Raw genomic sequence first — 20,815 nt, forward strand, 5'->3', positions numbered from 1 at the left:
GATGGCAAGATCACTCAAAAAAGGTCCTTTCGTAGATGATCATGTAATGAAAAAAGTTATTGCCGCAAAAAATGCAAACGATAACAAACCAATCAAGACTTGGTCAAGACGTAGCACGATTGTACCTGAAATGATTGGATTAACATTTAACGTTCACAATGGCAAGAGCTTTATTCCTGTATATGTTACAGAAAATCATATAGGCTATAAACTTGGCGAATTTGCTCCAACACGCACATTTAAGGGTCATAAAGGCTCAGTGCAAAAGAAAATCGGCAAGTAAGGGGAGATGATATGAGTAAAGCAATTATAAAATTCGTAAGACTTTCTCCTACAAAAGCAAGACTTATAGCAAGAGAAGTTCAAGGTATGAATGCCGAGCTAGCACTTGCAAGCTTGCAATTTATGCCGAATCGTGGTGCTAAATTTATAGCAAACGCTATTAGCTCAGCAGTAGCAAATGGCGGATTTGAGCCAGAAGAAGTTGTAGTAACTAGTTGCCGCGTTGATGCTGGTCCTGTATTAAAGAGATTTAGACCAAGAGCAAGAGGAACGGCGAGCAAAATTCGCAAACCTACTTCTCATGTAATGGTAGAAGTATCTAAACCTGAAAAGAAGGAAGCATAATATGGGACAAAAAGTAAATCCAATAGGTCTTAGACTAGGAATTAACCGCAACTGGGAATCTAGATGGTTTCCAACCAAACAAAGTCTTCCTGAAAATATCGGTGAAGATTACAAAATTCGTGCATTTTTAAAGAAAAAACTTTACTATGCAGGAATTAGCCAAATTCTAATCGAAAGAACGGCTAAAAAACTTCGTGTAACCGTAGTTGCAGCTCGTCCTGGTATCATCATCGGCAAAAAAGGTCAAGATGTTGAAAACCTAAAGAACGAAGTTAGCAAACTTATCGGTAAAGAAGTAAATGTAAATATCAAAGAAGAAAGAAAAGCTCAAGCTTCAGCTCAACTTGCTGCTGAAAACGTAGCTATGCAACTTGAAAAGCGTGTCGCATTTAGACGTGCTATGAAAAAAGTTATCCAAGGTGCTCAAAAATCAGGCGCTAAAGGCATCAAAATTTCAGTTGCTGGTCGTTTAGGTGGTGCTGAGATGGCAAGAACCGAGTGGTATCTAGAAGGTCGCGTTCCGCTTCATACTCTTAGAGCAAAGATAGATTACGGTGTAGCTGAGGCTCATACGACTTATGGAAACATAGGTATTAAAGTATGGATTTTTAAAGGTGAGGTTCTTCAAAAAGGTGTTCAACCTGAGAAAACTGAAGAAGAGGCACCTAAGAAAACACGTAGAGCAAGAAGAGGTAAATAATTATGTTGATGCCTAAAAGAACGAAATTTCGTAAGCAAATGAAAGGTCGCAACCGTGGTTATGCGACTCGTGGAGCATCTTTAGCAACTGGCGAATTTGCACTTAAGGCTGTTGAAGCTGGTAGAATAAATTCTCGCCAAATAGAAGCTGCTCGTCAAGCTCTAACTCGTCACGTAAAAAGACAGGCTAAAATTTGGATTAGGGTTTTCCCTGATAAGCCACTTACTAAAAAACCTCTACAAACTCGTATGGGTAAAGGTAAGGCTGGAGTTGAAGAGTGGGTTATGAATATCAAACCTGGTCGTATAATATTTGAAATGGCTGGTGTTAGCGAAGAGTTGGCTCGTGAAGCTCTAACTTTGGCTCTACACAAACTTCCTTTCAAATCAAAATTTGTAACGCGAGAGAGTGAAAATGAAATATACTGAGTTAAAAGATAAGAGCGTTGCAGAATTAAACGCGTTGCTAAAAGAGAAAAAGGTGCTTTTATTTACTTTAAGACAAAAGCTAAAAACTATGCAGTTAAGCAACCCTAATGAGATTAGTGCTGTTCGTAAAGAGATAGCTCAGATCAACACTGCAATTAGTGCAACAAGACAAGGGGCGTAAAATGGCATTAAAAAGAGAAATTCAAGGTGTTGTTTTACAAAAAGCTGGAGATAAAACAGCTACTATTTTGGTAGAAAGACGTGTTATGCACCCAAGATACCATAAATTTGTAAAACGCTTTAAAAAGTATTTAGTTCATGATGAAAAAAATGAGACAAGAGCAGGCGATACAGTTGTTGCGATCGAGTGCAGACCACTTTCAGCTCGCAAGAATTTTCGCTTAAAAGCTGTATTGGCAAAGGGAGTTGAGTAATGATTCAAAGTTTTACAAGACTTGCAGTTGCTGATAATAGTGGTGCAAAAGAGTTAATGTGTATAAAAGTTCTTGGCGGCAGCAAAAGAAGATACGCTACACTTGGCGATATCATAGTTTGCTCTGTTAAAAAAGCTCTTCCAAATGGTAAGATCAAAAAAGGACAGGTTGTAAAAGCTGTTGTCGTAAGAACTAAAAAAGAGGTTCAAAGAGATAATGGTTCGCTAATCCGCTTTGACGAGAACGCAGCTGTTATACTTGATAGCAAAAAAGAGCCAGTCGGCACTCGTATTTTTGGACCAGTTGGACGTGAGGTTAGATATGCTAACTTTATGAAGATTGTTTCGCTAGCTCCGGAGGTTTTATAATGGCTAATGTAAAATTTAAAGTCAAAAAAGGCGATACCGTTAAGATCATCGCTGGTGACGATAAAGGCAAAACTGGTAAAATTTTAGCAGTTCTTGCAAAAAAAGGTCAGGTTATAGTTGAGGGATGCAAAATAGCTAAAAAAGCTATCAAACCAAGCGAAAAAACTCCAAATGGTGGTCACGTAAATAAAGAGATGCCAATTGACATATCAAATGTCGCGAAAGTTGAAGGATAAGAGATATGAGTAGATTAAAAGATAAATTTAACGAAACTATCAAGCCAGCTCTCGTAAAAGAATTTGACATCAAAAATCCAATGCTCATCCCTGCGCTAGAGAAAATCGTGATCAGTGTAGGTGCTGGAGACTCTGCTAAAGATCAGAAAGTGCTTCAAAATATGGCTGATACCATTTCACTTATCGCTGGACAAAAAGCGGTTATCACTGATGCTAAAAAATCAGTTGCTGGCTTTAAAGTTCGCGAAGGTTTTCCAGTTGGTATCAAAGTAACTTTGAGAAAAGAGCAAATGTATGCTTTCTTAGACAAGCTAATTAGCGTTGCTCTTCCAAGAGTTAAAGACTTCCGTGGTCTTCCAAAAAATGGTTTTGACGGACGTGGAAACTATAACTTCGGTCTTAGCGAGCAGTTAATGTTTCCAGAGGTTGAGTATGATAAAATTTTACGAACTCATGGTATGAATATTACGATTGCTACTACGGCTAAAAATGATAAAGAGGCATTCAAATTGCTAGAGCTATTTGGTGTGCCGTTTGCAAAAGGAAAGTAAAATGGCAAAGAAATCAATGATAGCAAAAGCTGCACGCAAGCCAAAATTTGCGGTTCGCGGCTATACAAGATGCCAAATCTGCGGTCGTCCGCACTCTGTTTATAAAGATTTTGGAATTTGCCGTGTTTGTCTAAGAAAAATGGCTAACGAAGGCCTAATACCTGGTCTTAAAAAAGCAAGTTGGTAAGGAAGAGAAATGTTGAACGATTTAATATCAGATGGATTAACACGCATTAGAAATGCAAGTATGAGAAAGCTTGAAACTGCGAAATTGCTTCATTCTAAGGTTGTTGAGGCTACTCTTTCTATCCTTGCAGCAAAAGGCTATGTAGAGAGCTACAACGTTATCGAAGAAGGTAACAAGAAATTTATAAACGTAGTTTTAAAGTATGATGAGTACGGCAGAAGCGTTATAAACGAGCTTAAAAGGGTTTCAAAACCTGGTCGTCGTGTTTATCAAGGCAAAGACGACATTAAGCGTTTTAAAAATGGTTACGGAACAGTTATCGTTAGCACGAGCAAAGGCGTTATGAGTGGTATTGAAGCAAGTAAAGCTGGCGTTGGCGGCGAGGTTCTTTGTACGGTTTGGTAATAAACTGCATTAAACGCTATTTAACCTTATGATTTTAAGGTTAAATTTTTTAGCTAGGTAAAATTTTTAGATTTTGTCAAAGCTAAATTTAGTAAGGTTTCGTCAAATTTGACGATCAAATTTACGGCATTGTGGTGTTTATTCGTAAATGTAGGAACACCCTAGACAAGTAAAGGAAAAAAATGTCACGTATTGGAAAACAGCCTATCACTATCCCAAGTGGTGTAGACGTTAGCGTTGAAAATAATGTCCTAAAATTTAAAAAGGGCAATCATATAAAAGAGCTTGACACAAAAGGTCATGTTGATGTCAAGGTAGAAAATGGTCATATAGTTTTTGCTCCAAAAGGCGAAGATCGCCAAAGTAGAGCTTACTGGGGAACATATAGAGCACTTGCTAACAACATCGTAACTGGTATCACTGCGGGATTTACTCGCCAGCTTGAGATCAACGGCGTTGGTTACAAAGCAGCTGCAAAAGGTAAAATTTTAGAGCTTTCTCTTGGTTTTTCACACCTTATCAACTATGAGCTACCAGCAGGTGTTGAAGCTAGTGTTGAGAAAAACGTTATTACTATCAAAGGCGATGACAAACAAGTAGTAGGACAAGTGGCTGCTCAAGTTAGAGGATTTAGACCACCTGAGCCATATAAAGGCAAAGGCGTTAAATATCTAGAAGAACGCATCATCCGCAAAGCGGGCAAGACATCTAAGAAGTAAGGAGCGGTAAATGACAGCAAAAGTACTAAAAAGAAAAATCGCTCTTAGAATTAAGAGAAAAAGAAGAATCAGAGGTAAAATTTCTGGTGTTGCAACTTGCCCAAGAGTTTCTATTTTCAAATCAAACAGAACTCTTTATGTTCAAGCAATTGACGACGTTACAGCTACTACACTAGTGGCAGTGGATGGTAGAAAGATAGGTATAAAAGCAAACAAAGAAGGTGCGGTCACTTTAGCTAAAGAATTTGCTAAGGCTTTAAAAGCTAAGAAGATAGATGTTGTAGTTTTTGATAGAAATGGTTATTTGTACCATGGCGTTATTGCAGCATTTGCTGAGGCTTTAAGAGAAAATGGCATCAAGCTATAACCCAAAGGAAAATCGATGGAAAAATATAATAGAGAAGAATTTGAAGAAGTAATTGTCGATATCGGTCGGGTTACAAAGGTTGTTAAAGGTGGTCGTAGATTTAGATTTACAGCTTTAGTTGTTGTTGGTAATAGAAATGGTCTAGTTGGCTTTGGTTATGGTAAAGCTAAAGAGGTACCAGATGCGATGAGAAAAGCGATTGACGACGCATTTAAAAATATTATCCACGTTAAGATCAAAGGCACAACTATCCCTCATGATGTAGAGGTAAAATATAACGCAAGTAGAATGCTACTTCGCCCAGCTAGCGAGGGTACTGGTGTTATCGCTGGTGGTAGTGCACGTCCTATTATCGAGCTTGCAGGTATTAAGGATATCCTTACTAAATCACTTGGCTCAAACAACTCAGCAAACGTCGTTCGTGCTACTATAAAAGCACTTAGTTTGCTAAAAAGCTAAGAGAAAGGAGTTAAGATGGCATTAGAAAAATTAACACCTGCTGCAGGTTCAACTCATGCAACCAAAAGAATAGGTCGTGGCCAAGGCAGTGGCAATGGCAAAACTGCTGGCAAAGGTAATAAAGGTCAAAGAGCAAGAAAAGGCTACAATGAGAAAAGAGGTTTTGAGGGCGGACAGCAACCACTTCAAAGACGTCTTCCAAAAGTAGGTTTTACTTCTAAATTTGAAAAACCTTATGTTATTAATGTCGAGAAAATTGCAGCTATAAAAGAGCTTGCTGAAATTTCAATAGCAACAATAGCTAGCGTTCATAAAATTTCAAAGAGCGTTACTAAGATAAAACTAATCGGTGCAAGTGCAAAAGCTCTTGCTTCTAAGATCAAAGACGAGAACGTTAGCGTTAGCGGAACAAAATAATGGATAAAACACTGACCAACAAGATTTTAATCACGTTGGCATTTTTGTTCGCATACAGGATACTGGCTTATGTGCCAGTTCCTGGTGTTAATGTCGACGTAATTAAAGAATTTTTTAATTCAAACAATAGCAATGCCTTGGGCTTATTTAATATGTTTAGTGGTAAGGCTGCTGAGCGTTTAAGTATTATCTCTTTGGGTATCATGCCTTACATTACAGCTTCGATCATTATGGAGCTTTTAGCAGCAACATTTCCAAAATTAGGCCAGATGAAAAAAGAGCGTGACGGTATGCAAAAATATATGCAAATTATACGCTATGCAACTATCGTCATCACTCTTGTGCAATCAATCGGTGTTTCTATCGGACTTCAAAGTTTAAGTGGACGCGGTGGCGAACAAGCTATCATGATAGATATAAATTTATTTATCGCGATCTCTGCAGTATCTATGCTAACTGGAACTATGCTACTTATGTGGATAGGTGAGCAAATAACACAACGTGGTATAGGCAACGGCATAAGTCTTATCATCTTTGCTGGTATCGTCTCTGGTATACCTAGTGCGATCGGTGGAACTGTAAATTTAGTAAATACTTCTGAGATGAATTTCCTAACAGTTATCGCTATTTTGGTGATTATCTTAGCTACTATTGGTGCTATTATATTTGTCGAGATGGGCGAAAGGCGTATTCCTATTTCTTACTCAAGAAAAGTGATAATGGAAAATCAAAATAAACGTATAATGAACTATATACCGATTAAAGTAAATTTAAGTGGTGTTATCCCACCGATATTTGCTAGTGCGATTTTGATGTTTCCAAGTACTATTTTGCAGGCTAGCACAAATCCAGTTATCCAAGCTATCAACGACTTTCTAAGTCCAAATGGCTATATGTTTAACGTTTTAACATTTTTATTTATTATCTTTTTTGCGTTTTTCTACGCATCGATCGTCTTTAACACAAAAGATATAAGTGAAAATTTAAAGAAACAAGGCGGATTTATCCCTGGTGTTAGACCAGGAGAGAGTACAGCTAGCTATCTAAACGAAGTAGCTGGCAGACTAACTTTAGGTGGTGCTTTATACTTGGGTATCATTTCAACATTACCTTGGGTACTTGTAAAGACTATGGGTGTACCATTTTATTTTGGTGGCACGTCAGTACTTATCGTGGTTTCTGTCGCTCTTGATACTATGAGGCGCATAGAAGCTCAGTCTTATACAAACAAATACCAAACTCTAAGTGCAGTAGGTCTATAAAATGGCTATCACGCTAAAAAGACCAGCTGAGATAGAGAAAATGAGAGCGGCGAATAAGATCGTCGCTCAAACTCTTGATCACGTTTCTACGATTATAAAACCTGGAATTTCACTTCTTGAAATAGATAAAATTTGTGAAGATATGATAAGGGCTGCTGGGGCAAAACCAGCCTTTAAGGGGCTTTACGGCTTTCCAAATACAGCTTGCATAAGTGTCAATGAAGTAGTGATCCATGGAATTCCAAACGAATACAAACTAAAAGAGGGCGATATCGTTAGTGTTGATATCGGTTCAAATTTAGATGGTTATTTTGGCGATTCGGCTAGGACTTTTGGGGTTGGTAAAATTTCAAAAGAAGATGAAGCTTTGATCGCTTGCTCAAAAGATGCACTATATTTTGCGATTGATTATATAAGAGCTGGTATGCATTTTAAAGAAATTTGCTATGAGCTTGAGAAATTTATACTAGGTAGAGGTTATGTGCCTTTGCGTGGATATTGTGGTCATGGCATAGGTAAAAGGCCACACGAAGAGCCAGAAATTCCAAACTACCTTGAGGGACACAACCCAAAAGCTGGACCAAAGATAAAAGATGGAATGGTTTTTTGTATAGAGCCGATGATATGCCAAAAAGATGGCACGCCGGTTTTGGGAAGCGACAAATGGAAAGTAACTTCAAAAGATGGTTTGAGAACTAGCCATTATGAGCATTGCATGGCGATAGTTAATGGTAAAGCCGAAATTTTAAGCCAAGTATAAAATAGAGTAAAAATTTAGAGAAAGGAGAATTTGTGGCAAAAGACGATGTCATTGAGATTGATGGAAATGTTGTTGAAGCACTGCCAAATGCAACTTTTAAAGTTGAGCTCGACAACAAACATATAATTTTATGCCATATCGCCGGAAAAATGAGAATGCATTATATAAAGATAATGCCTGGCGACCGCGTAAAAGTAGAACTTACGCCATATAGCCTAGACAAGGGCAGGATCACTTATAGATATAAGTAAATTTAGCCTCTTGGCAAATATGCTAAGTAAATTTAAAGCTGGTTTTGGATAAAATCCAAGCTTTGCGAAAAGCTGTATGAAGAATTATTTTCAAAGTTCCCCACTTATTTTGAAAATAGTTGGTTGAAATTCTTTCTTTAGACCTGATGCAGCCCCTAAAAAAGTGGAATAAATTTTTAGGAGACTAAAATGAAAGTTCGTCCTTCTGTAAAGAAGATGTGTGACAAATGTAAAATTGTCAAACGTAGTGGCATAATTCGTGTTATCTGCGAAAATCCAAAACATAAACAAAGACAAGGATAAGGCATGGCACGTATTGCGGGTGTAGATTTACCAAACAAAAAGAGAATCGAGTATGGTTTGACTTATATTTATGGTATAGGTCTTTATAAATCTCGTCAAATTCTTGACGCAGCTGGAATTTCTTACGACAAGAGAGTTTATGAGCTTAGCGAAGACGAAGCAGCAGCTATCCGTAAAGAAATTCAAGAGCACCACGTCGTTGAGGGTGATTTGAGAAAACAAGTTGCTATGGATATCAAAGCTCTTATGGATCTTGGAAGTTATAGAGGTCTTCGCCACAGAAAAGGTCTTCCTGTTCGTGGCCAAAAGACTAAAACTAATGCTAGAACCAGAAAAGGCAGACGTAAAACTGTCGGTGCGGCTACTAAGTAAGGCAAGGGTTAAAGGATAATAAATGGCGAAAAGAAAAATTGTTAAGAAAAAAGTAGTTAGAAAAAGCATAGCCAAAGGTATCGTTTATATTAGTGCAACATTTAACAACACTATGGTAACTGTAACTGATGAAATGGGAAATGCTATTGCATGGAGTAGTGCAGGTGGCTTAGGCTTTAAAGGTAGTAAAAAATCAACTCCTTATGCAGCCCAACAGGCAGTTGAAGATGCTCTAAATAAAGCAAAAGAGCATGGCATAAAAGAAGTTGGTATTAAGGTTCAAGGTCCAGGTAGCGGACGTGAAACGGCTGTTAAAAGTGTAGGAACTGTTGAAGGAATTAAAGTATCTTTCTTTAAAGACATTACACCTTTACCACACAATGGTTGTAGACCGCCAAAACGCCGCCGCGTATAATTAGAGAAAAATAGGAGAAATTATTATGGCTAGATATACAGGACCTGTTGAAAAATTAGAAAGACGTCTTGGTGTGTCTCTTGCGTTAAAAGGCGAAAGAAGACTTGCTGGTAAAAGTGCTTTTGAAAAAAGACCTTATGCGCCAGGACAACATGGACAAAGAAGAGCAAAAATAAGCGAATATGGTTTGCAACTTCGCGAAAAACAAAAAGCTAAATTTATGTATGGTGTTTCAGAGAAACAATTTAGAAGATTATTCCAAGAAGCAGCACGCCGAGAAGGCAATACAGGTGCTCTTTTGGTTCAACTATTAGAGCAAAGACTGGATAATGTTGTTTATAGAATGGGCTTTGCAACAACTCGTCGTTTTGCTCGTCAGCTAGTAACTCATGGACATATTTTAGTAAATGGCAAAAGAGTAGATATACCATCTTACAGAGTTGAACCTGGTGCAAAAGTAGAGATTGTTGAAAAATCTAAGAACAATCCACAAATTGTTCGCGCAATAGATCTTACAGCACAAACCGGTATTGTTGCTTGGGTAGATGTTGAAAAAGAGAAAAAATTTGGAATTTTCACTAGAAATCCAGAAAGAGAAGAGGTTATCATTCCTGTTGAGGAAAGATTTATAGTAGAGCTTTATTCAAAATAATAGAGGGTATAAAGATGAGAAAGATTACTACATCAGCTTATATGCCAACTGAAATTGAAGTTAAAAGTGTTAGTGAAAATGTTGCTAACATTACAGCGTATCCTTTTGAGGCGGGTTATGCTGTTACTTTGGCTCACCCATTGCGTCGTCTTCTTTACACAAGTACTGTAGGTTTTGCTCCTATTGGTGTAAAGATAAAAGGCGTTAGCCATGAATTTGATAGTATGCGTGGTATGCTAGAAGACGTAGCTTTTTTTATTATAAATTTGAAAAAGATCAGATTTAAATTAAAAAGCACCAGTGAGCGCGAAGTTATAGAGTATAGCTTTAAAGGACCAAAAGAGATAACCGGGGCTGATCTAAATAATGATCTGGTTGAGATCGTTAACCCAGATGCATACCTTGCTACAATAAATGAAGATGCTGAGTTAAATTTTTCAGTTATCATTCAAAAAGGTATCGGATATGTGCCTAGTGAAGAGATTAGAGAAGAGATCGAAGATGACTATATCGCACTTGATGCTTTCTTTACACCTGTTAAAAAAGCAGTTTACGATATACAAAATGTCTTGGTTGAGGATGATCCAGACTATGAAAAGATTGTATTTACTATAACAACTGATGGTCAAGTTAGTCCGATAGAGGCTTTTAAAAATTGTTTAGAAGCTATGTATCAACAAATGTCAGTATTTAAAGGAATTTTAGATATTGATGTTAGTACTCCAGTTGCTAGCTCAACTGCAGGTGGCGAGTTTTCAAAGTTACTTTCTAGTGTAGAAGATCTAAATTTAAGCGCTAGAAGTTTCAACTGCCTTGACAAAGCTGATATTAGATTTATCGGCGAGCTTGCATTAATGGACGAAAATGAGCTTAAAGAGCTTAAAAATTTAGGTAAAAAATCTCTTGAAGAGATTAAAGCGGTTATGGAAGAGATAGGCTATCCAGTTGGTGCCGATGTATTAAAAGATGGCAAAGAGCAACTAAGAAAGAAAATAACCGAGCTTAAAGCACAAATGAGTGTAAAAGAATAAAAGGACAATAGATGAGACATAAACACGGATATCGCAAACTTGGTAGAACGTCATCTCATAGATCTGCATTGCTTAAAAATTTGGCGATAGCTATCATCAAAAGTGAAAAGATAGAGACGACTTTACCAAAAGCAAAAGAGCTTAGAAGCTATGTTGAAAAGCTAATCACAAGAGCTAGAAAAGGTGACTCTAACGCTCACAGAGCAGTATTTGCTTCTTTACAAGATAAAGAAACAACAAATAAATTAGTTACTGAAGTAGCTCCAAAATTTAAAGAGCGCAATGGTGGCTATACAAGAATCATCAAGACTCGTGTTCGCAGAGGCGACGCAGCAGAGATGGCTTATATAGAGCTAGTAGCTGAGTAATTATTAGAGAGCTTCGGCTCTCTTTTTTTAATTTTTTATATCAAATCTCCCACTTTTAAAATAAATCCTTCTTTTCAAAAGCTTTCTCAAACTATAAATTTCTTTAATTATCTATCAAATTTATTAACCAAAAAATCATAAAATTTTTTATAGTTAAAAGTTGCAAATTTTCTAATCTATAATCATATATTTTAAATTCTTACCTTTGAACTCTATGCTAAAATTTTATTTTATAAAGACGATATTCGTTTTAGACATCTAATAAATTTCAAAGGATTTGAGATGATAGGTAGCGTAAATGGAGTTGGCACAAATTTTTATGTTGGCTCACAAAGTAGTAGAGCGCAAGAGCTTGATACTAAAAATACTAAATCCAATATAGACAAAAATTCTTTAAATGATTTATCTAGCAGTTTGGTTGATGAGCAAAAAAGTTATACTGATACTAGAGGTGAGCCAATAAATTTAAATGAAACAAATACGATAAAATTTCAAAAAAATAGCGAAAATCTAACGTTTGCTAGTAATTTCTCGCTCTCAGGCATAGCTGCTAATGGCAAGATAAGTATCTGGGGCAAGCTCATGGGATATGACAAACAAGTCAGCAAAAATGAGATAAACGATCTCAAAAATTTTATCAACCAGACAAAAGCACTTGGCTTTGGTAGAGCTCACGAAGAGATCATAGGATATTATCCAACAGATGTCGATCTCTTTGCAAAAGAGTACACATCAAAACTTGATGGTAACACACTTCTTGGGCTTGGCCACAAGAGCCACGTGGAAGGGTTTGAGATACTTGATAAAGACCTAAGCATAGATGAGTTTAAAGATAAGTGGATTGATTATGCGCTTAGGCAGTATCTTGGCGAAAGAGTCGGTGTGGAGAGTATCACAATAGGCAAAAAGGCTATCTCCATGCTAACTAGTACAAATAAGCCTCCAGTCGAGTATCAAACTCTACAAAATATAAATTTCACTGATGAAGAGAGCAGACAGAGATTTCTTACGCTTATGAAAGCTGGCATGAAGAGTGGGGCGGATTTTAAAGAGGTGGTAGAGGGCGTGCTCTCGCTTTATAATGTGCAAAATACAGACAAACTTGATGGCAACAAAGTCTATGCTTCAGTGATCGGACGAAGCGAGAAACTGGCTACTTACGACATCAACAAAGATGAGAAATTTGCCTATCTTAAGGAGCTAATGCAACTTGAGAAAAACGGAGTTGATATACTAAAACTAATGGAAAAAGTGGAGCAAAAACATAAACTAGATATAAAAGTGTAGGCTAAATTTATATTTTTGTACCGCCTATCTTTTATGATTTTAGTCATAAGCAGCTCTTTTTACTTGGTTTAAATTTTTAAATGATAGAATCTTGATTTCTATTATTAAAATTACGGAGAACTCGTGAGAAAGCTACTTTGGCTAAATCCCGTTGTAAAAAATATGTATGACTTCTCTGCGCTAAAAGAGCTTTTGCAAAACAAGGGCTTTAACATAGCAGAGTGCGAAAAAGATCATGTTAGCGATGTTAAAAATTCATATAAAAATTTATGCTCTAAAGGCATGGTTTTAGACAGTCGCTGTCCAAGAGCTGTAAATTTTATAAGATCAAATTTCAAAGAATTTTCAAGTAATATTTCAAGCTTAAATCCCATTTTAATTGAAAGCGCCATTGAACTTAGCTCGAAGTTAAAAGAAGATGAGTGGCTTTATATAACAACGCCTTGTGAGGATTTGGCAGAGCTTGGAAATTCTTTAAAATTAGAGCGAACTACATTTTTAACATGGAAAAATTTTAAAGAGCTAAACGACATAAATTTACAAATAAGCAAAATAGAATCAAGCCCGATCCCACCTGGATTTTTTGAAAATTTAGGCATAAAAACACTAAGTTTGTGTAGCAAAGAAAAGATACAAAACGCATTTTCATATAAATTTAGCGAGCTTAAAAACTATCAGATCATCGAGCTTTTATACTGCGAAAACGGCTGTCACAATGGAGATGGGCTGTGATAGAAATTTTTAAAAAGAGCGTTTTGATCCTAGTGATCTTTGCTCTCTGGCAGGTCGTTTGCGAGCTAGAAATTTTCACGCCCTATATCTTGCCAAGTCCTATTACGACACTTAAAACGATGTTTGACATGAGCTTAAGCGGCGAGCTAATAACGCATGTGATGATTAGCTTTAAGCGTATATTTGTTGGCTATGCTTTTGCATTTATTTTGGCATTTGCTTTTGGCGGAGTGGCGGCGCTATTTCCAAAAGCTAGCATTTATTATGAGTGGATTTTAGAATTTTTTAGAAATGTTCCGCCACTTAGCCTTATTGCTATTTTGGTACTTTGGTTTGGTATAAACGAAACACCAAAAATTATTATTATCATCCTAGCATCGTTTTTTCCAATGTTTTTAAGTATTTCAAAAGGGCTAACTAGCTGCGATGTGAAGCTTATTGAGGTTGGTAAAATTTTTTGTTTTAGTAAATTTGAAATTTTTTACAAAATCATCCTAAAAAATGCCATAAAAGATATTTTTGTAGGTATGCGCATAGGTTTTGGCTACGCGATGCGAGCGATTGTGGGAGCGGAGATGATCGCAGCTTCTAGCGGGCTAGGCTATCTCATACTAGATGCGGAGGAGCTTTCGCGCGCGGATAGGATATTTGTTGGCATTTTTACGATAGGAATTTGCGGCGTGCTCATAGATAGGATATTTTTGTTTTTGATATCTAAATTTAGCCTTTTGCGAAGTTAAAAATGATAGAAATTTTAAATTTATCCAAGCATTTTTTTATTAATGACAAGCGCATTGATGTTTTAAAAGAGCTAAATTTAACTATAAAAAAAGAGAAGATCACCGTTATACTTGGCAGAAGTGGTTGTGGTAAAACGACTCTTTTAAGGCTTATTGCTGGACTTGAGGACGTAAGTCTAGGCGAGATAAAATTTAAAGAGCAAGCAAAGATTGGCTTTGTCTTTCAAGAGCCTAGGCTCATGCCTTTTTTAAATGTCTATGAAAATATCGTATTTGCGCTTAAAAAGCATGAGATAGACGAGGTAAAGATAGATAGGCTCATATCGATGATAGGGCTTAGCGACTTTAAATTTGCCGCTGTTTCGCAGCTATCTGGCGGCATGAGCTCGCGCGTTTCTCTTGCTAGAGTGCTTGCATATGAAGCAAATTTGATCCTTATGGATGAGCCATTTGCAGCACTTGATGCTTTTACGAGAGCCAGCATGCAGGCTGAAATTTTAAAGCTCCAAGCCGGTAAAACCATCATTTTTGTCACTCATAATGTCGATGAAGCTCTATATTTAGCAGATGAGATCATTTTGCTTGAAAAAGGTGGGATGAAATCAAGCTATGATCTATCAAATCTAGCTAAGCCAAGAGATTTGCTTTGCGATGAACTAATAAATTTAAAGCGTAAAATTTTGAGTGAAATTTAGCATTTTATAAAATGATAATTAAAACCAAAACGAAGCAAAAAGTTATATAATTTGGAAAATTTTTAAAGGAGCAAATATGAGAAAGTTTTTTAAGATTTTGTGTGCAGCCTCTTTGCTTTGTCTAGTCGCAAACGCAAGTGAGCTAGATAAGATCGGCATGACCTACGTCAAATCGCCGCTAAACGTCCCCTCAATCGTCGATAAATTTAAGGGCTTTTATGTTAAATCTTTTGGCATACCAGTTGAGTACTCTGAGATAACATCAGGTGCAAAGCAGACTCAAGCTCTAGCTTCAAATTCGCTCCAGTTTCTAAACTGCGTGGGCGGAACTTCAGTCATACTTGCCGCGGCAAACAAAGCTGGCATAAAGATCATAAGTGCCTATTCAAGAGCACCTGAAGCTTTTGCGATATTTGCTAAAGATAAAGGCATAAAAACCGCTAAAGACCTAAAAGGTAAAAAAATAGCAGGCCCAAAAGGTACGATATTAAATGAGCTTTTGGTTAGGTATCTTGCTCTTGGAGGGCTTAGCATAAATGATGTAGAGTTCGTTTCTATGGGTATCCCAGCTGCACAAGCTGCACTTGAAAATGGTAGCGTCGATGCAGCGCTTCTTGCAGGACCAGCTGCTTATAATGCTAAAAAATCAGGTCTTAGTGTCGTAACAACAGGCAAGGGCGTTATCACTCCAGTCATCGTCACTGCCACAAGTGGAGAATTTTACAAAAAGCATAAAGATCTAGTTGAAAAATTTAAAAAGGCTCAAGATGAAATTTTGGCTTTTATGAAAGCAAATGAGGAAGAGGCATTAAAATTTACGGCTGAAGAGACCGGGCTTAGCATAGAGGCGGTAAAAAGTATGTATCCGCAGTATGACTTTAGTCCAAAGATCACGCCTGAAGATATAAAAGCACTTGAAGCTACGCAAGAATTTATGCTTGAGAGCAAGATGATCGAGCAAAAAGTAGATATAAAATCACTTCTAATAGATTAAACAAAAAGGGCAAATTTGCCCTTTTATCCTAAAACTAATAATCAAAAATTTACTAAATTTTAGCTCAAATATTTAAAAACTAAAGCTGACTAGGCGTATCAAAAAGGTTTACATTACAAAGCAAAATTAGCACTAAGCAAAAATATAGCCATTATTTTTTGCATTTTTATTTTGCTATAATAGCCCAAAAATTTAATAGGAAAAGATATGATCCCATTTAGCGATGAAGAACTTTTAAAACCAGTCAGTGCGAGTTTGCAAAAGGTATTACCGATGCTTGAAAATGATGGCGGTGGCATGGAACTACTTGGCATAAAAAATGGCAAAATTTATGTAAGACTTACAGGGCATTGTCATGGATGTGCAGCTAGCACAACTACACTAAAATATGGACTCGAAAGACAACTTCGTATGGATATTCACCCAGAGCTTGAGGTCGTAAATATCCCGATTGGCGAGGAATTTGACATTGATAGATTATAAAAAAATAGGCATTAAACACTTCAAACGTTCTAAATTTAAAGAAGCGATCTTTTACTTCTCTCTAGCTTACGAAAAGACACAGGATAAAAATTTACTATTTTTGATACAAATTTGCTCCCTTGGCGAGAAAAATGCAGAGGAAGCAAAACTTTTATTTGACTATTTTATGGATAAATTAAGAGCTGGCGAAGATGATGAAGGAATGGATGAAATTTTAAAAATTTTAGAATCAAGATTAGCTAGCGATGAGTATTTTGAAGAGCAAGATGCGATCAGCTATGAGGACTTTAAAAAGGCTGTTTATAAGGATGGGAGCTTCAAAAAGGTCTTTGAAAATATCATGTTCTCAACCAAGGTAATGATCTCAAACAAAGATGATTTTTTAGAATTTTTAGGAAATTTGATAAAAAATGACTTCATCGAAATGAGCATAAACTATCTTGAGAGTGCGGCGGTGATGTTTGGTGGCGATGAGCGCATAGATCAGCTTTTTAAAGAGATACAAAAAAGACAAAACGATGAAAATATCAGTAGAAAATAGTTTCATAACAGATGACTCAAATGAGTGCGAAAATGGCTCATTTTTCGTGCAAACTGCTGCAAACGCAAAATTTGCAGAGGCAGCGGTAAAAAATGGCGCTAAAATAATCAGCCTTGAAGAGTGCAAGAAGCTTTTAAAAATAGACGAAAACTTAAAGATAGTCGGCATCACAGGTACAAATGGCAAGACCACAACGGCTGCGGCTATCTATGAGACTTTGCGAAATTTAGGCAAAAAATGCGGCCTAAGTGGCACTAGAGGGGCATTTGTAGAGGGCAAGCAGATAGATGACAAGGCGCTTACGACGAGTGCCATTTTAAGGACTCTTTCATACCTCAAAGCAGCCAGCGAGCAAGGCTGCGAGTACTTCGTGATGGAGGTTAGCTCGCATGCGATCGCTCAAAAGCGTATAGAGAGCTTGAAATTTGCTCTAAAAATTTTTACAAATTTGACTCAAGACCACCTCGACTACCACAAGAGCATGGAGGAGTACGCTAGGGTAAAGTCGAGCTTTTTTGATGATGATGGCATGAAGCTTATAAATGCTGATGATAATGGCATTAAATTTAATCCAAAAAACGCTTATACGTATTCGCTTAAAAAACCAGCCAGCTTTGCGCCGGTAGTTTATGGGCTAAAGGACGGCATAGATGCGGTTATCAAGACGCCAAATGGCGATGTGGAGATAGACTCAAGCTTGCAAGGCGAGTTTAATCTTTACAACCTAATTGCAGCCCTTGGCGCTGTTTGCTTGCTAGAGCGTCCAGACGCGACCGCGCTTTCAAAGGCGATAAGCAAATTTAAAGGGGTTAGTGGCAGAATGGAAGTGGTTAGCACCGATCCGCTAGTAATAGTGGATTTTGCTCATACGCCAGATGGTATCGAAAAGGTGCTAAACTCGCTTAGACATCTAAATTTGATCGCAGTCTTTGGTGCAGGCGGCGATAGAGATAGGACAAAACGCCCTAAAATGGGAGCAATAGCCCAAAAATACGCAAGAATTTGCATCGTCACAAGCGACAATCCAAGAAGCGAAGAGCCAGAGAGCATAATTGATGAAATTTGCGCTGGCATGAGCCAAAATGAAAATTTGATACGAAACGCCAACCGCAAAGAGGCGATCGCGCTAGCCATTAGCAAGCTAGAGCCTGGCTGGGCGCTTGTCATACTTGGCAAAGGCGACGAGCCATATCAAGAGATAAATGGCGTCAAGCACCAATTTAGCGACAAAGAAGTAGTAAAAGAGCTTTTAAAGAGGTAAAAATGAATATAGAAATTTTAGCTAGTAAGATCCACAGAGCCGTCGTAACAGACGCAAATTTAAACTATGTTGGCTCGATCAGCATCGGCGAGGAGCTTATAAAAGCTGCAAATTTGATAGAAAATCAAAAGGTTGAAATTTTAGATGTAAATAATGGCGAGAGATTTGCCACCTACGTGATAAAGGGCAAAAAAGGCGAAATTTGCCTAAACGGCGCAGCTGCTAGAAAGGTCTGCGTAGGAGATGTGGTCATCATCGTGGCTTACGCTAGCATGAAATTTAAAAAGGCTAAGAAATTTAAGCCAACCATCGTGCACGTAAATAACAAAAACGAGATCATAAAGGAGTAGGCGATGTTTGAGGGATTTGACTTTTCAAAGATGGGGCAGATGCTCGAGGATGTGCAAAGACAGGCCAAACAGATAGAAGAAGAGAGCAAAAATAAAGAATTTGGAGCAAAAAGTGGCGGTGGGCTGGTGAGCGTGAGAGCAAACGGCAGTGGCGAGATACTTGATATCAGTATAGATGATAGCTTGCTTGAAGATAAAGAGAGTATGCAAATTTTACTAATAAGCGCCGTAAATGACGTGCTAAAATCAGTTGAAGCTGATAAGAAAAACACCGCTTCAAGGATGCTTGGCGGTCTTGCTTCGATGGGGATAAAATGAGACTAAAATATAAATTTGCCCTTGCTTTTTTGCTATCAGCGCTTTGTCTAAACGCCGATCCTAGGCCTACGCAAGAGGACTTTAACGCCTGCTTTGAAAAGAACAAAAACTCAATCGTCTCGGTAAATAAACACTTTGGTGTGGCTATCACTAAAAATTTGATCGCAGTACCAAAAAGTGAGGGAGCTCCACTTGGCGAATATGTCAAATTTGACCCATATTTGCAGCTCTTTTTGGTTCGCTCTAACAAGGAGCTAAGCCCTGTTGTTATGGCTGATGAGACCAACGAGGAGCGCATAAAAAAGAGTACTTGGGTAGGCATTTTAAATGACGCAAATAATACCGTTATGGGTCACATTAAGTCTTTGGGACAAAATTTAGGCGATTTTGATACGCTAAGCTTCGAGTATAACGCAACTGGTGAGATAAATACGCCTTGCTGCAAGATGATAGGCATAGCTGTTGGAGCTGATAAATTTATACCAAATCGCTATCTAAAGCACTTTGTATCTTACGATGACGTCTACTACGGTGATATCGGCGTGAAATTTTTACAAAAAGAGGATAAATTTTTTGTAGGTCTTGTCGATCCTTTGGGTCGTGGCAAGATGATGATGGTCGATGATGAGCTAGTTAGTGTAAATGGCATCAAGCCAAAGAGCTTAAGAGAGCTAAATGAAATGGTGCTTTTTGCTCCAAAAGGCGCAAAGCTTGACATCATCGTGAAGCGCGATAAGCAAGAAATGCTCTTTCAAGTGCCAGTAAGTGGGGATGTGAAATTTAACCAAAGCCTCGATGTAGACGCCCCTTCAAGCCTTGATATACCAAATTTCAACACCATGCCAAAAGAGCCACAAACAATGCTTGATGATAAGATTTTGGTGGATTATGGTATCACGGTGGATAAAAATTTAGTCGTTACCAAGGTCGAGCCAAAGTCAAATGCAGAAATTTTTGGTATCAAGATCGGCGATAAAATTTTGGGTTTTGATAAACAAAGTGTGAGTAGCCGTGAAGAGCTTTTAGAGAAGCTTGGTGAATTAAAAAATTTTACGCTTCTATTTACTAGAAATGACTTTCAGTTTTTTGCAAGAGTGCCAAAATGAGCTTGCTTGAGGACTTTGTAAAATTTCTAAACGCAAATTTGCCAAAGGCGCCGAGCTTTCACCCTTATTACGAGGAGGCGCTTGGCATTATGCTAAAGGCTGGAGGCAAGCACTTTAGGGCACTTTTACTTCTTGGCGTGGTGGAAAGCGTGGATAAAAGCCTCACGCAAAAGGCCATGAGAGTGGCTTTGGGACTTGAGATGATGCATACATACTCGCTCATCCACGATGATCTGCCATCTATGGATAACGCAAGCCTTAGACGTGGCACACCAACACTTCACGTCACATACGACGAGACGACTGCGATACTTGCAGGGGATGCACTAAATACGCATGCTTTTTATGAAATTTCACATGCCGATTTATCAGCCGACACGCGTATAAAATGCGTTGAAATTTTAAGCGAAAATGCTGGCGTTAGCGGTATGGTGCTAGGTCAGGCACTGGATTGTTTTTTTGAAAATACAGACAAAGAGGACATTAAAAGTGCAAAGGCTAAATTTGGCCTCTCTAGTAAGATGCTAAACCTTGATGAGTTAGCCTTTTTACATATCCACAAAACCGCAAAGCTGATCGCTGCTAGCCTAAAAATGGGTGCTGTGATAGTAAATTTAAGCGATAGTGAGTGCGAGAAAATTTATGATATCGGACTAAAGCTCGGCCTTGCTTTTCAGATACAAGATGACATCATCGATCTTACAAGCGACGAAGCGGCCGCTGGAAAGCCTGTGCATAACGACCTAGCGAAAAACTCATTTACAAATTTACTAGGTCTATCTGGCGCTAAAAAGAAAAAAGATGAGCTTATTTGCGAGATAGAAGAGGTACTAAATCAGATAGACTCTGGCATAGCAAAGATGATCTTGGAGCTTACGGATAAACACCTTAGATAAAAGCTAGAAATTTCTAGCTTTTTTACTACTAAAAATTTAAAAAATTTATATTACTATTTAGACATTTTGGACAAAAATGCAAGGCAAGTTTTAATCACTT

At 37.7% G+C, this 20,815-nt stretch carries 36 protein-coding genes; all 36 read left to right on the top strand.

The window, feature by feature from the left end:
• The first annotated feature begins 1 nt into the window (after window position 1).
• The 36 genes from rpsS to CYP64_RS01350 all read left to right on the top strand — a co-directional run bounded on the left by rpsS (window position 2) and on the right by CYP64_RS01350 (window position 20,715).
• Complete coding sequence (gene rpsS / locus CYP64_RS01175; RefSeq protein WP_002941639.1) at window positions 2–283, top strand: 30S ribosomal protein S19; 282 nt, start codon at window positions 2–4, stop codon at window positions 281–283.
• An 11-nt stretch (window positions 284–294) separates the two neighbouring features.
• Window positions 295–627 carry a 50S ribosomal protein L22 gene (rplV, locus tag CYP64_RS01180; protein ID WP_009295259.1) on the top strand — a complete coding sequence of 111 codons (333 nt, stop codon included), beginning with the start codon at window positions 295–297 and terminating at the stop codon, window positions 625–627.
• A 1-nt stretch (window position 628) separates the two neighbouring features.
• On the top strand, window positions 629–1,327 hold the full coding sequence (rpsC, locus tag CYP64_RS01185) for a 30S ribosomal protein S3 (RefSeq protein WP_002941650.1): 699 nt from the start codon (window positions 629–631) through the stop codon (window positions 1,325–1,327).
• Between the two features lie 2 nt (window positions 1,328–1,329).
• A complete protein-coding gene (rplP, locus tag CYP64_RS01190; RefSeq protein ID WP_021091116.1) occupies window positions 1,330–1,755 on the top strand; it encodes a 50S ribosomal protein L16 in 426 nt (141 codons plus the stop codon).
• Complete coding sequence (gene rpmC / locus CYP64_RS01195; protein WP_002941625.1) at window positions 1,742–1,936, top strand: 50S ribosomal protein L29; 195 nt, start codon at window positions 1,742–1,744, stop codon at window positions 1,934–1,936. Before rplP ends, rpmC begins: the two co-directional genes overlap by 14 nt.
• Window position 1,937: 1 nt before the next feature.
• Entirely contained in the window at window positions 1,938–2,189 is a 252-nt protein-coding gene (gene rpsQ, locus CYP64_RS01200) for a 30S ribosomal protein S17 (protein ID WP_021091107.1), read from the top strand.
• The gene (rplN, locus tag CYP64_RS01205; protein ID WP_021091075.1) at window positions 2,189–2,557 is read left to right on the top strand and encodes a 50S ribosomal protein L14; all 369 of its coding nucleotides are present in this window, start codon (window positions 2,189–2,191) and stop codon (window positions 2,555–2,557) included. The genes rpsQ and rplN overlap by 1 nt, the downstream gene beginning before the upstream one ends.
• The gene (rplX, locus tag CYP64_RS01210; RefSeq protein WP_002941666.1) at window positions 2,557–2,793 is read left to right on the top strand and encodes a 50S ribosomal protein L24; all 237 of its coding nucleotides are present in this window, start codon (window positions 2,557–2,559) and stop codon (window positions 2,791–2,793) included. The genes rplN and rplX overlap by 1 nt, the downstream gene beginning before the upstream one ends.
• A 5-nt stretch (window positions 2,794–2,798) precedes the next feature.
• On the top strand, window positions 2,799–3,344 hold the full coding sequence (gene rplE, locus CYP64_RS01215) for a 50S ribosomal protein L5 (protein ID WP_002941643.1): 546 nt from the start codon (window positions 2,799–2,801) through the stop codon (window positions 3,342–3,344).
• A gap of 1 nt (window position 3,345) precedes the next feature.
• Window positions 3,346–3,531, top strand: coding sequence for a type Z 30S ribosomal protein S14 (locus CYP64_RS01220; RefSeq protein WP_002941532.1), 186 nt, complete (start codon window positions 3,346–3,348; stop codon window positions 3,529–3,531).
• 9 nt (window positions 3,532–3,540) lie between these two features.
• Window positions 3,541–3,936 carry a 30S ribosomal protein S8 gene (rpsH, locus tag CYP64_RS01225; RefSeq protein WP_021091129.1) on the top strand — a complete coding sequence of 132 codons (396 nt, stop codon included), beginning with the start codon at window positions 3,541–3,543 and terminating at the stop codon, window positions 3,934–3,936.
• 182 nt (window positions 3,937–4,118) lie between these two features.
• Window positions 4,119–4,655 (top strand): 50S ribosomal protein L6, encoded by a 537-nt coding sequence (gene rplF / locus CYP64_RS01230; protein WP_103648373.1) that lies wholly within the window; start codon window positions 4,119–4,121, stop codon window positions 4,653–4,655.
• A 10-nt stretch (window positions 4,656–4,665) separates the two neighbouring features.
• Complete coding sequence (gene rplR, locus CYP64_RS01235) at window positions 4,666–5,022, top strand: 50S ribosomal protein L18 (RefSeq protein ID WP_103648374.1); 357 nt, start codon at window positions 4,666–4,668, stop codon at window positions 5,020–5,022.
• A 15-nt stretch (window positions 5,023–5,037) separates the two neighbouring features.
• Window positions 5,038–5,481, top strand: coding sequence for a 30S ribosomal protein S5 (gene rpsE / locus CYP64_RS01240; RefSeq protein WP_002941646.1), 444 nt, complete (start codon window positions 5,038–5,040; stop codon window positions 5,479–5,481).
• Between the two features lie 15 nt (window positions 5,482–5,496).
• Window positions 5,497–5,898, top strand: coding sequence for a 50S ribosomal protein L15 (gene rplO, locus CYP64_RS01245; RefSeq protein WP_021089212.1), 402 nt, complete (start codon window positions 5,497–5,499; stop codon window positions 5,896–5,898).
• Window positions 5,898–7,160 (top strand): preprotein translocase subunit SecY, encoded by a 1,263-nt coding sequence (gene secY, locus CYP64_RS01250; protein ID WP_103648375.1) that lies wholly within the window; start codon window positions 5,898–5,900, stop codon window positions 7,158–7,160. Before rplO ends, secY begins: the two co-directional genes overlap by 1 nt.
• A gap of 1 nt (window position 7,161) precedes the next feature.
• Window positions 7,162–7,920, top strand: coding sequence for a type I methionyl aminopeptidase (gene map, locus CYP64_RS01255; RefSeq protein ID WP_103648376.1), 759 nt, complete (start codon window positions 7,162–7,164; stop codon window positions 7,918–7,920).
• Window positions 7,921–7,952: 32 nt separating this feature from the next.
• Entirely contained in the window at window positions 7,953–8,171 is a 219-nt protein-coding gene (gene infA, locus CYP64_RS01260) for a translation initiation factor IF-1 (protein WP_002848031.1), read from the top strand.
• A 189-nt stretch (window positions 8,172–8,360) separates the two neighbouring features.
• A complete protein-coding gene (gene rpmJ / locus CYP64_RS01265; protein WP_002941545.1) occupies window positions 8,361–8,474 on the top strand; it encodes a 50S ribosomal protein L36 in 114 nt (37 codons plus the stop codon).
• A 3-nt stretch (window positions 8,475–8,477) separates the two neighbouring features.
• On the top strand, window positions 8,478–8,846 hold the full coding sequence (rpsM, locus tag CYP64_RS01270) for a 30S ribosomal protein S13 (protein WP_012140556.1): 369 nt from the start codon (window positions 8,478–8,480) through the stop codon (window positions 8,844–8,846).
• Window positions 8,847–8,868: 22 nt separating this feature from the next.
• Window positions 8,869–9,261 carry a 30S ribosomal protein S11 gene (gene rpsK, locus CYP64_RS01275; protein WP_021091081.1) on the top strand — a complete coding sequence of 131 codons (393 nt, stop codon included), beginning with the start codon at window positions 8,869–8,871 and terminating at the stop codon, window positions 9,259–9,261.
• 25 nt (window positions 9,262–9,286) lie between these two features.
• Entirely contained in the window at window positions 9,287–9,913 is a 627-nt protein-coding gene (gene rpsD, locus CYP64_RS01280; RefSeq protein ID WP_054197275.1) for a 30S ribosomal protein S4, read from the top strand.
• A 14-nt stretch (window positions 9,914–9,927) separates the two neighbouring features.
• A complete protein-coding gene (locus CYP64_RS01285) occupies window positions 9,928–10,944 on the top strand; it encodes a DNA-directed RNA polymerase subunit alpha (RefSeq protein ID WP_084109888.1) in 1,017 nt (338 codons plus the stop codon).
• An 11-nt stretch (window positions 10,945–10,955) separates the two neighbouring features.
• Window positions 10,956–11,312, top strand: a complete 357-nt coding sequence (gene rplQ, locus CYP64_RS01290; protein ID WP_002941584.1) for a 50S ribosomal protein L17 — start codon at window positions 10,956–10,958, stop codon at window positions 11,310–11,312.
• Between the two features lie 282 nt (window positions 11,313–11,594).
• A complete protein-coding gene (locus tag CYP64_RS01295) occupies window positions 11,595–12,599 on the top strand; it encodes a hypothetical protein (RefSeq protein WP_103648377.1) in 1,005 nt (334 codons plus the stop codon).
• Between the two features lie 123 nt (window positions 12,600–12,722).
• Complete coding sequence (locus tag CYP64_RS01300; RefSeq protein ID WP_103648378.1) at window positions 12,723–13,331, top strand: hypothetical protein; 609 nt, start codon at window positions 12,723–12,725, stop codon at window positions 13,329–13,331.
• The gene (locus CYP64_RS01305; RefSeq protein ID WP_103648379.1) at window positions 13,328–14,071 is read left to right on the top strand and encodes an ABC transporter permease; all 744 of its coding nucleotides are present in this window, start codon (window positions 13,328–13,330) and stop codon (window positions 14,069–14,071) included. Before CYP64_RS01300 ends, CYP64_RS01305 begins: the two co-directional genes overlap by 4 nt.
• Before the next feature lie 2 nt (window positions 14,072–14,073).
• Window positions 14,074–14,766, top strand: a complete 693-nt coding sequence (locus CYP64_RS01310; protein WP_103648380.1) for an ABC transporter ATP-binding protein — start codon at window positions 14,074–14,076, stop codon at window positions 14,764–14,766.
• A gap of 76 nt (window positions 14,767–14,842) precedes the next feature.
• Window positions 14,843–15,760 (top strand): NrtA/SsuA/CpmA family ABC transporter substrate-binding protein, encoded by a 918-nt coding sequence (locus tag CYP64_RS01315; RefSeq protein ID WP_103648381.1) that lies wholly within the window; start codon window positions 14,843–14,845, stop codon window positions 15,758–15,760.
• Between the two features lie 207 nt (window positions 15,761–15,967).
• Entirely contained in the window at window positions 15,968–16,243 is a 276-nt protein-coding gene (locus tag CYP64_RS01320; protein ID WP_021091089.1) for a NifU family protein, read from the top strand.
• Window positions 16,230–16,784, top strand: coding sequence for a hypothetical protein (locus tag CYP64_RS01325; RefSeq protein ID WP_021091130.1), 555 nt, complete (start codon window positions 16,230–16,232; stop codon window positions 16,782–16,784). Before CYP64_RS01320 ends, CYP64_RS01325 begins: the two co-directional genes overlap by 14 nt.
• Entirely contained in the window at window positions 16,762–18,045 is a 1,284-nt protein-coding gene (locus CYP64_RS01330) for a UDP-N-acetylmuramoyl-L-alanyl-D-glutamate--2,6-diaminopimelate ligase (protein ID WP_103648382.1), read from the top strand. Before CYP64_RS01325 ends, CYP64_RS01330 begins: the two co-directional genes overlap by 23 nt.
• 2 nt (window positions 18,046–18,047) lie before the next feature.
• Window positions 18,048–18,395 carry an aspartate 1-decarboxylase gene (panD, locus tag CYP64_RS01335; protein WP_002941539.1) on the top strand — a complete coding sequence of 116 codons (348 nt, stop codon included), beginning with the start codon at window positions 18,048–18,050 and terminating at the stop codon, window positions 18,393–18,395.
• Window positions 18,396–18,398: 3 nt separating this feature from the next.
• On the top strand, window positions 18,399–18,713 hold the full coding sequence (locus CYP64_RS01340; protein ID WP_054197266.1) for a YbaB/EbfC family nucleoid-associated protein: 315 nt from the start codon (window positions 18,399–18,401) through the stop codon (window positions 18,711–18,713).
• Window positions 18,710–19,819 carry a DUF7488 domain-containing protein gene (locus tag CYP64_RS01345; RefSeq protein WP_103648383.1) on the top strand — a complete coding sequence of 370 codons (1,110 nt, stop codon included), beginning with the start codon at window positions 18,710–18,712 and terminating at the stop codon, window positions 19,817–19,819. Before CYP64_RS01340 ends, CYP64_RS01345 begins: the two co-directional genes overlap by 4 nt.
• Window positions 19,816–20,715, top strand: a complete 900-nt coding sequence (locus CYP64_RS01350) for a polyprenyl synthetase family protein (protein WP_103648384.1) — start codon at window positions 19,816–19,818, stop codon at window positions 20,713–20,715. The genes CYP64_RS01345 and CYP64_RS01350 overlap by 4 nt, the downstream gene beginning before the upstream one ends.
• The last annotated feature ends 100 nt before the right edge of the window (window positions 20,716–20,815 follow it).

Origin of the sequence: Campylobacter concisus, from assembly GCF_002913945.1 — a bacterium.
In the GTDB taxonomy this organism is placed as follows: Bacteria; Campylobacterota; Campylobacteria; order Campylobacterales; family Campylobacteraceae; genus Campylobacter_A; species Campylobacter_A concisus_P.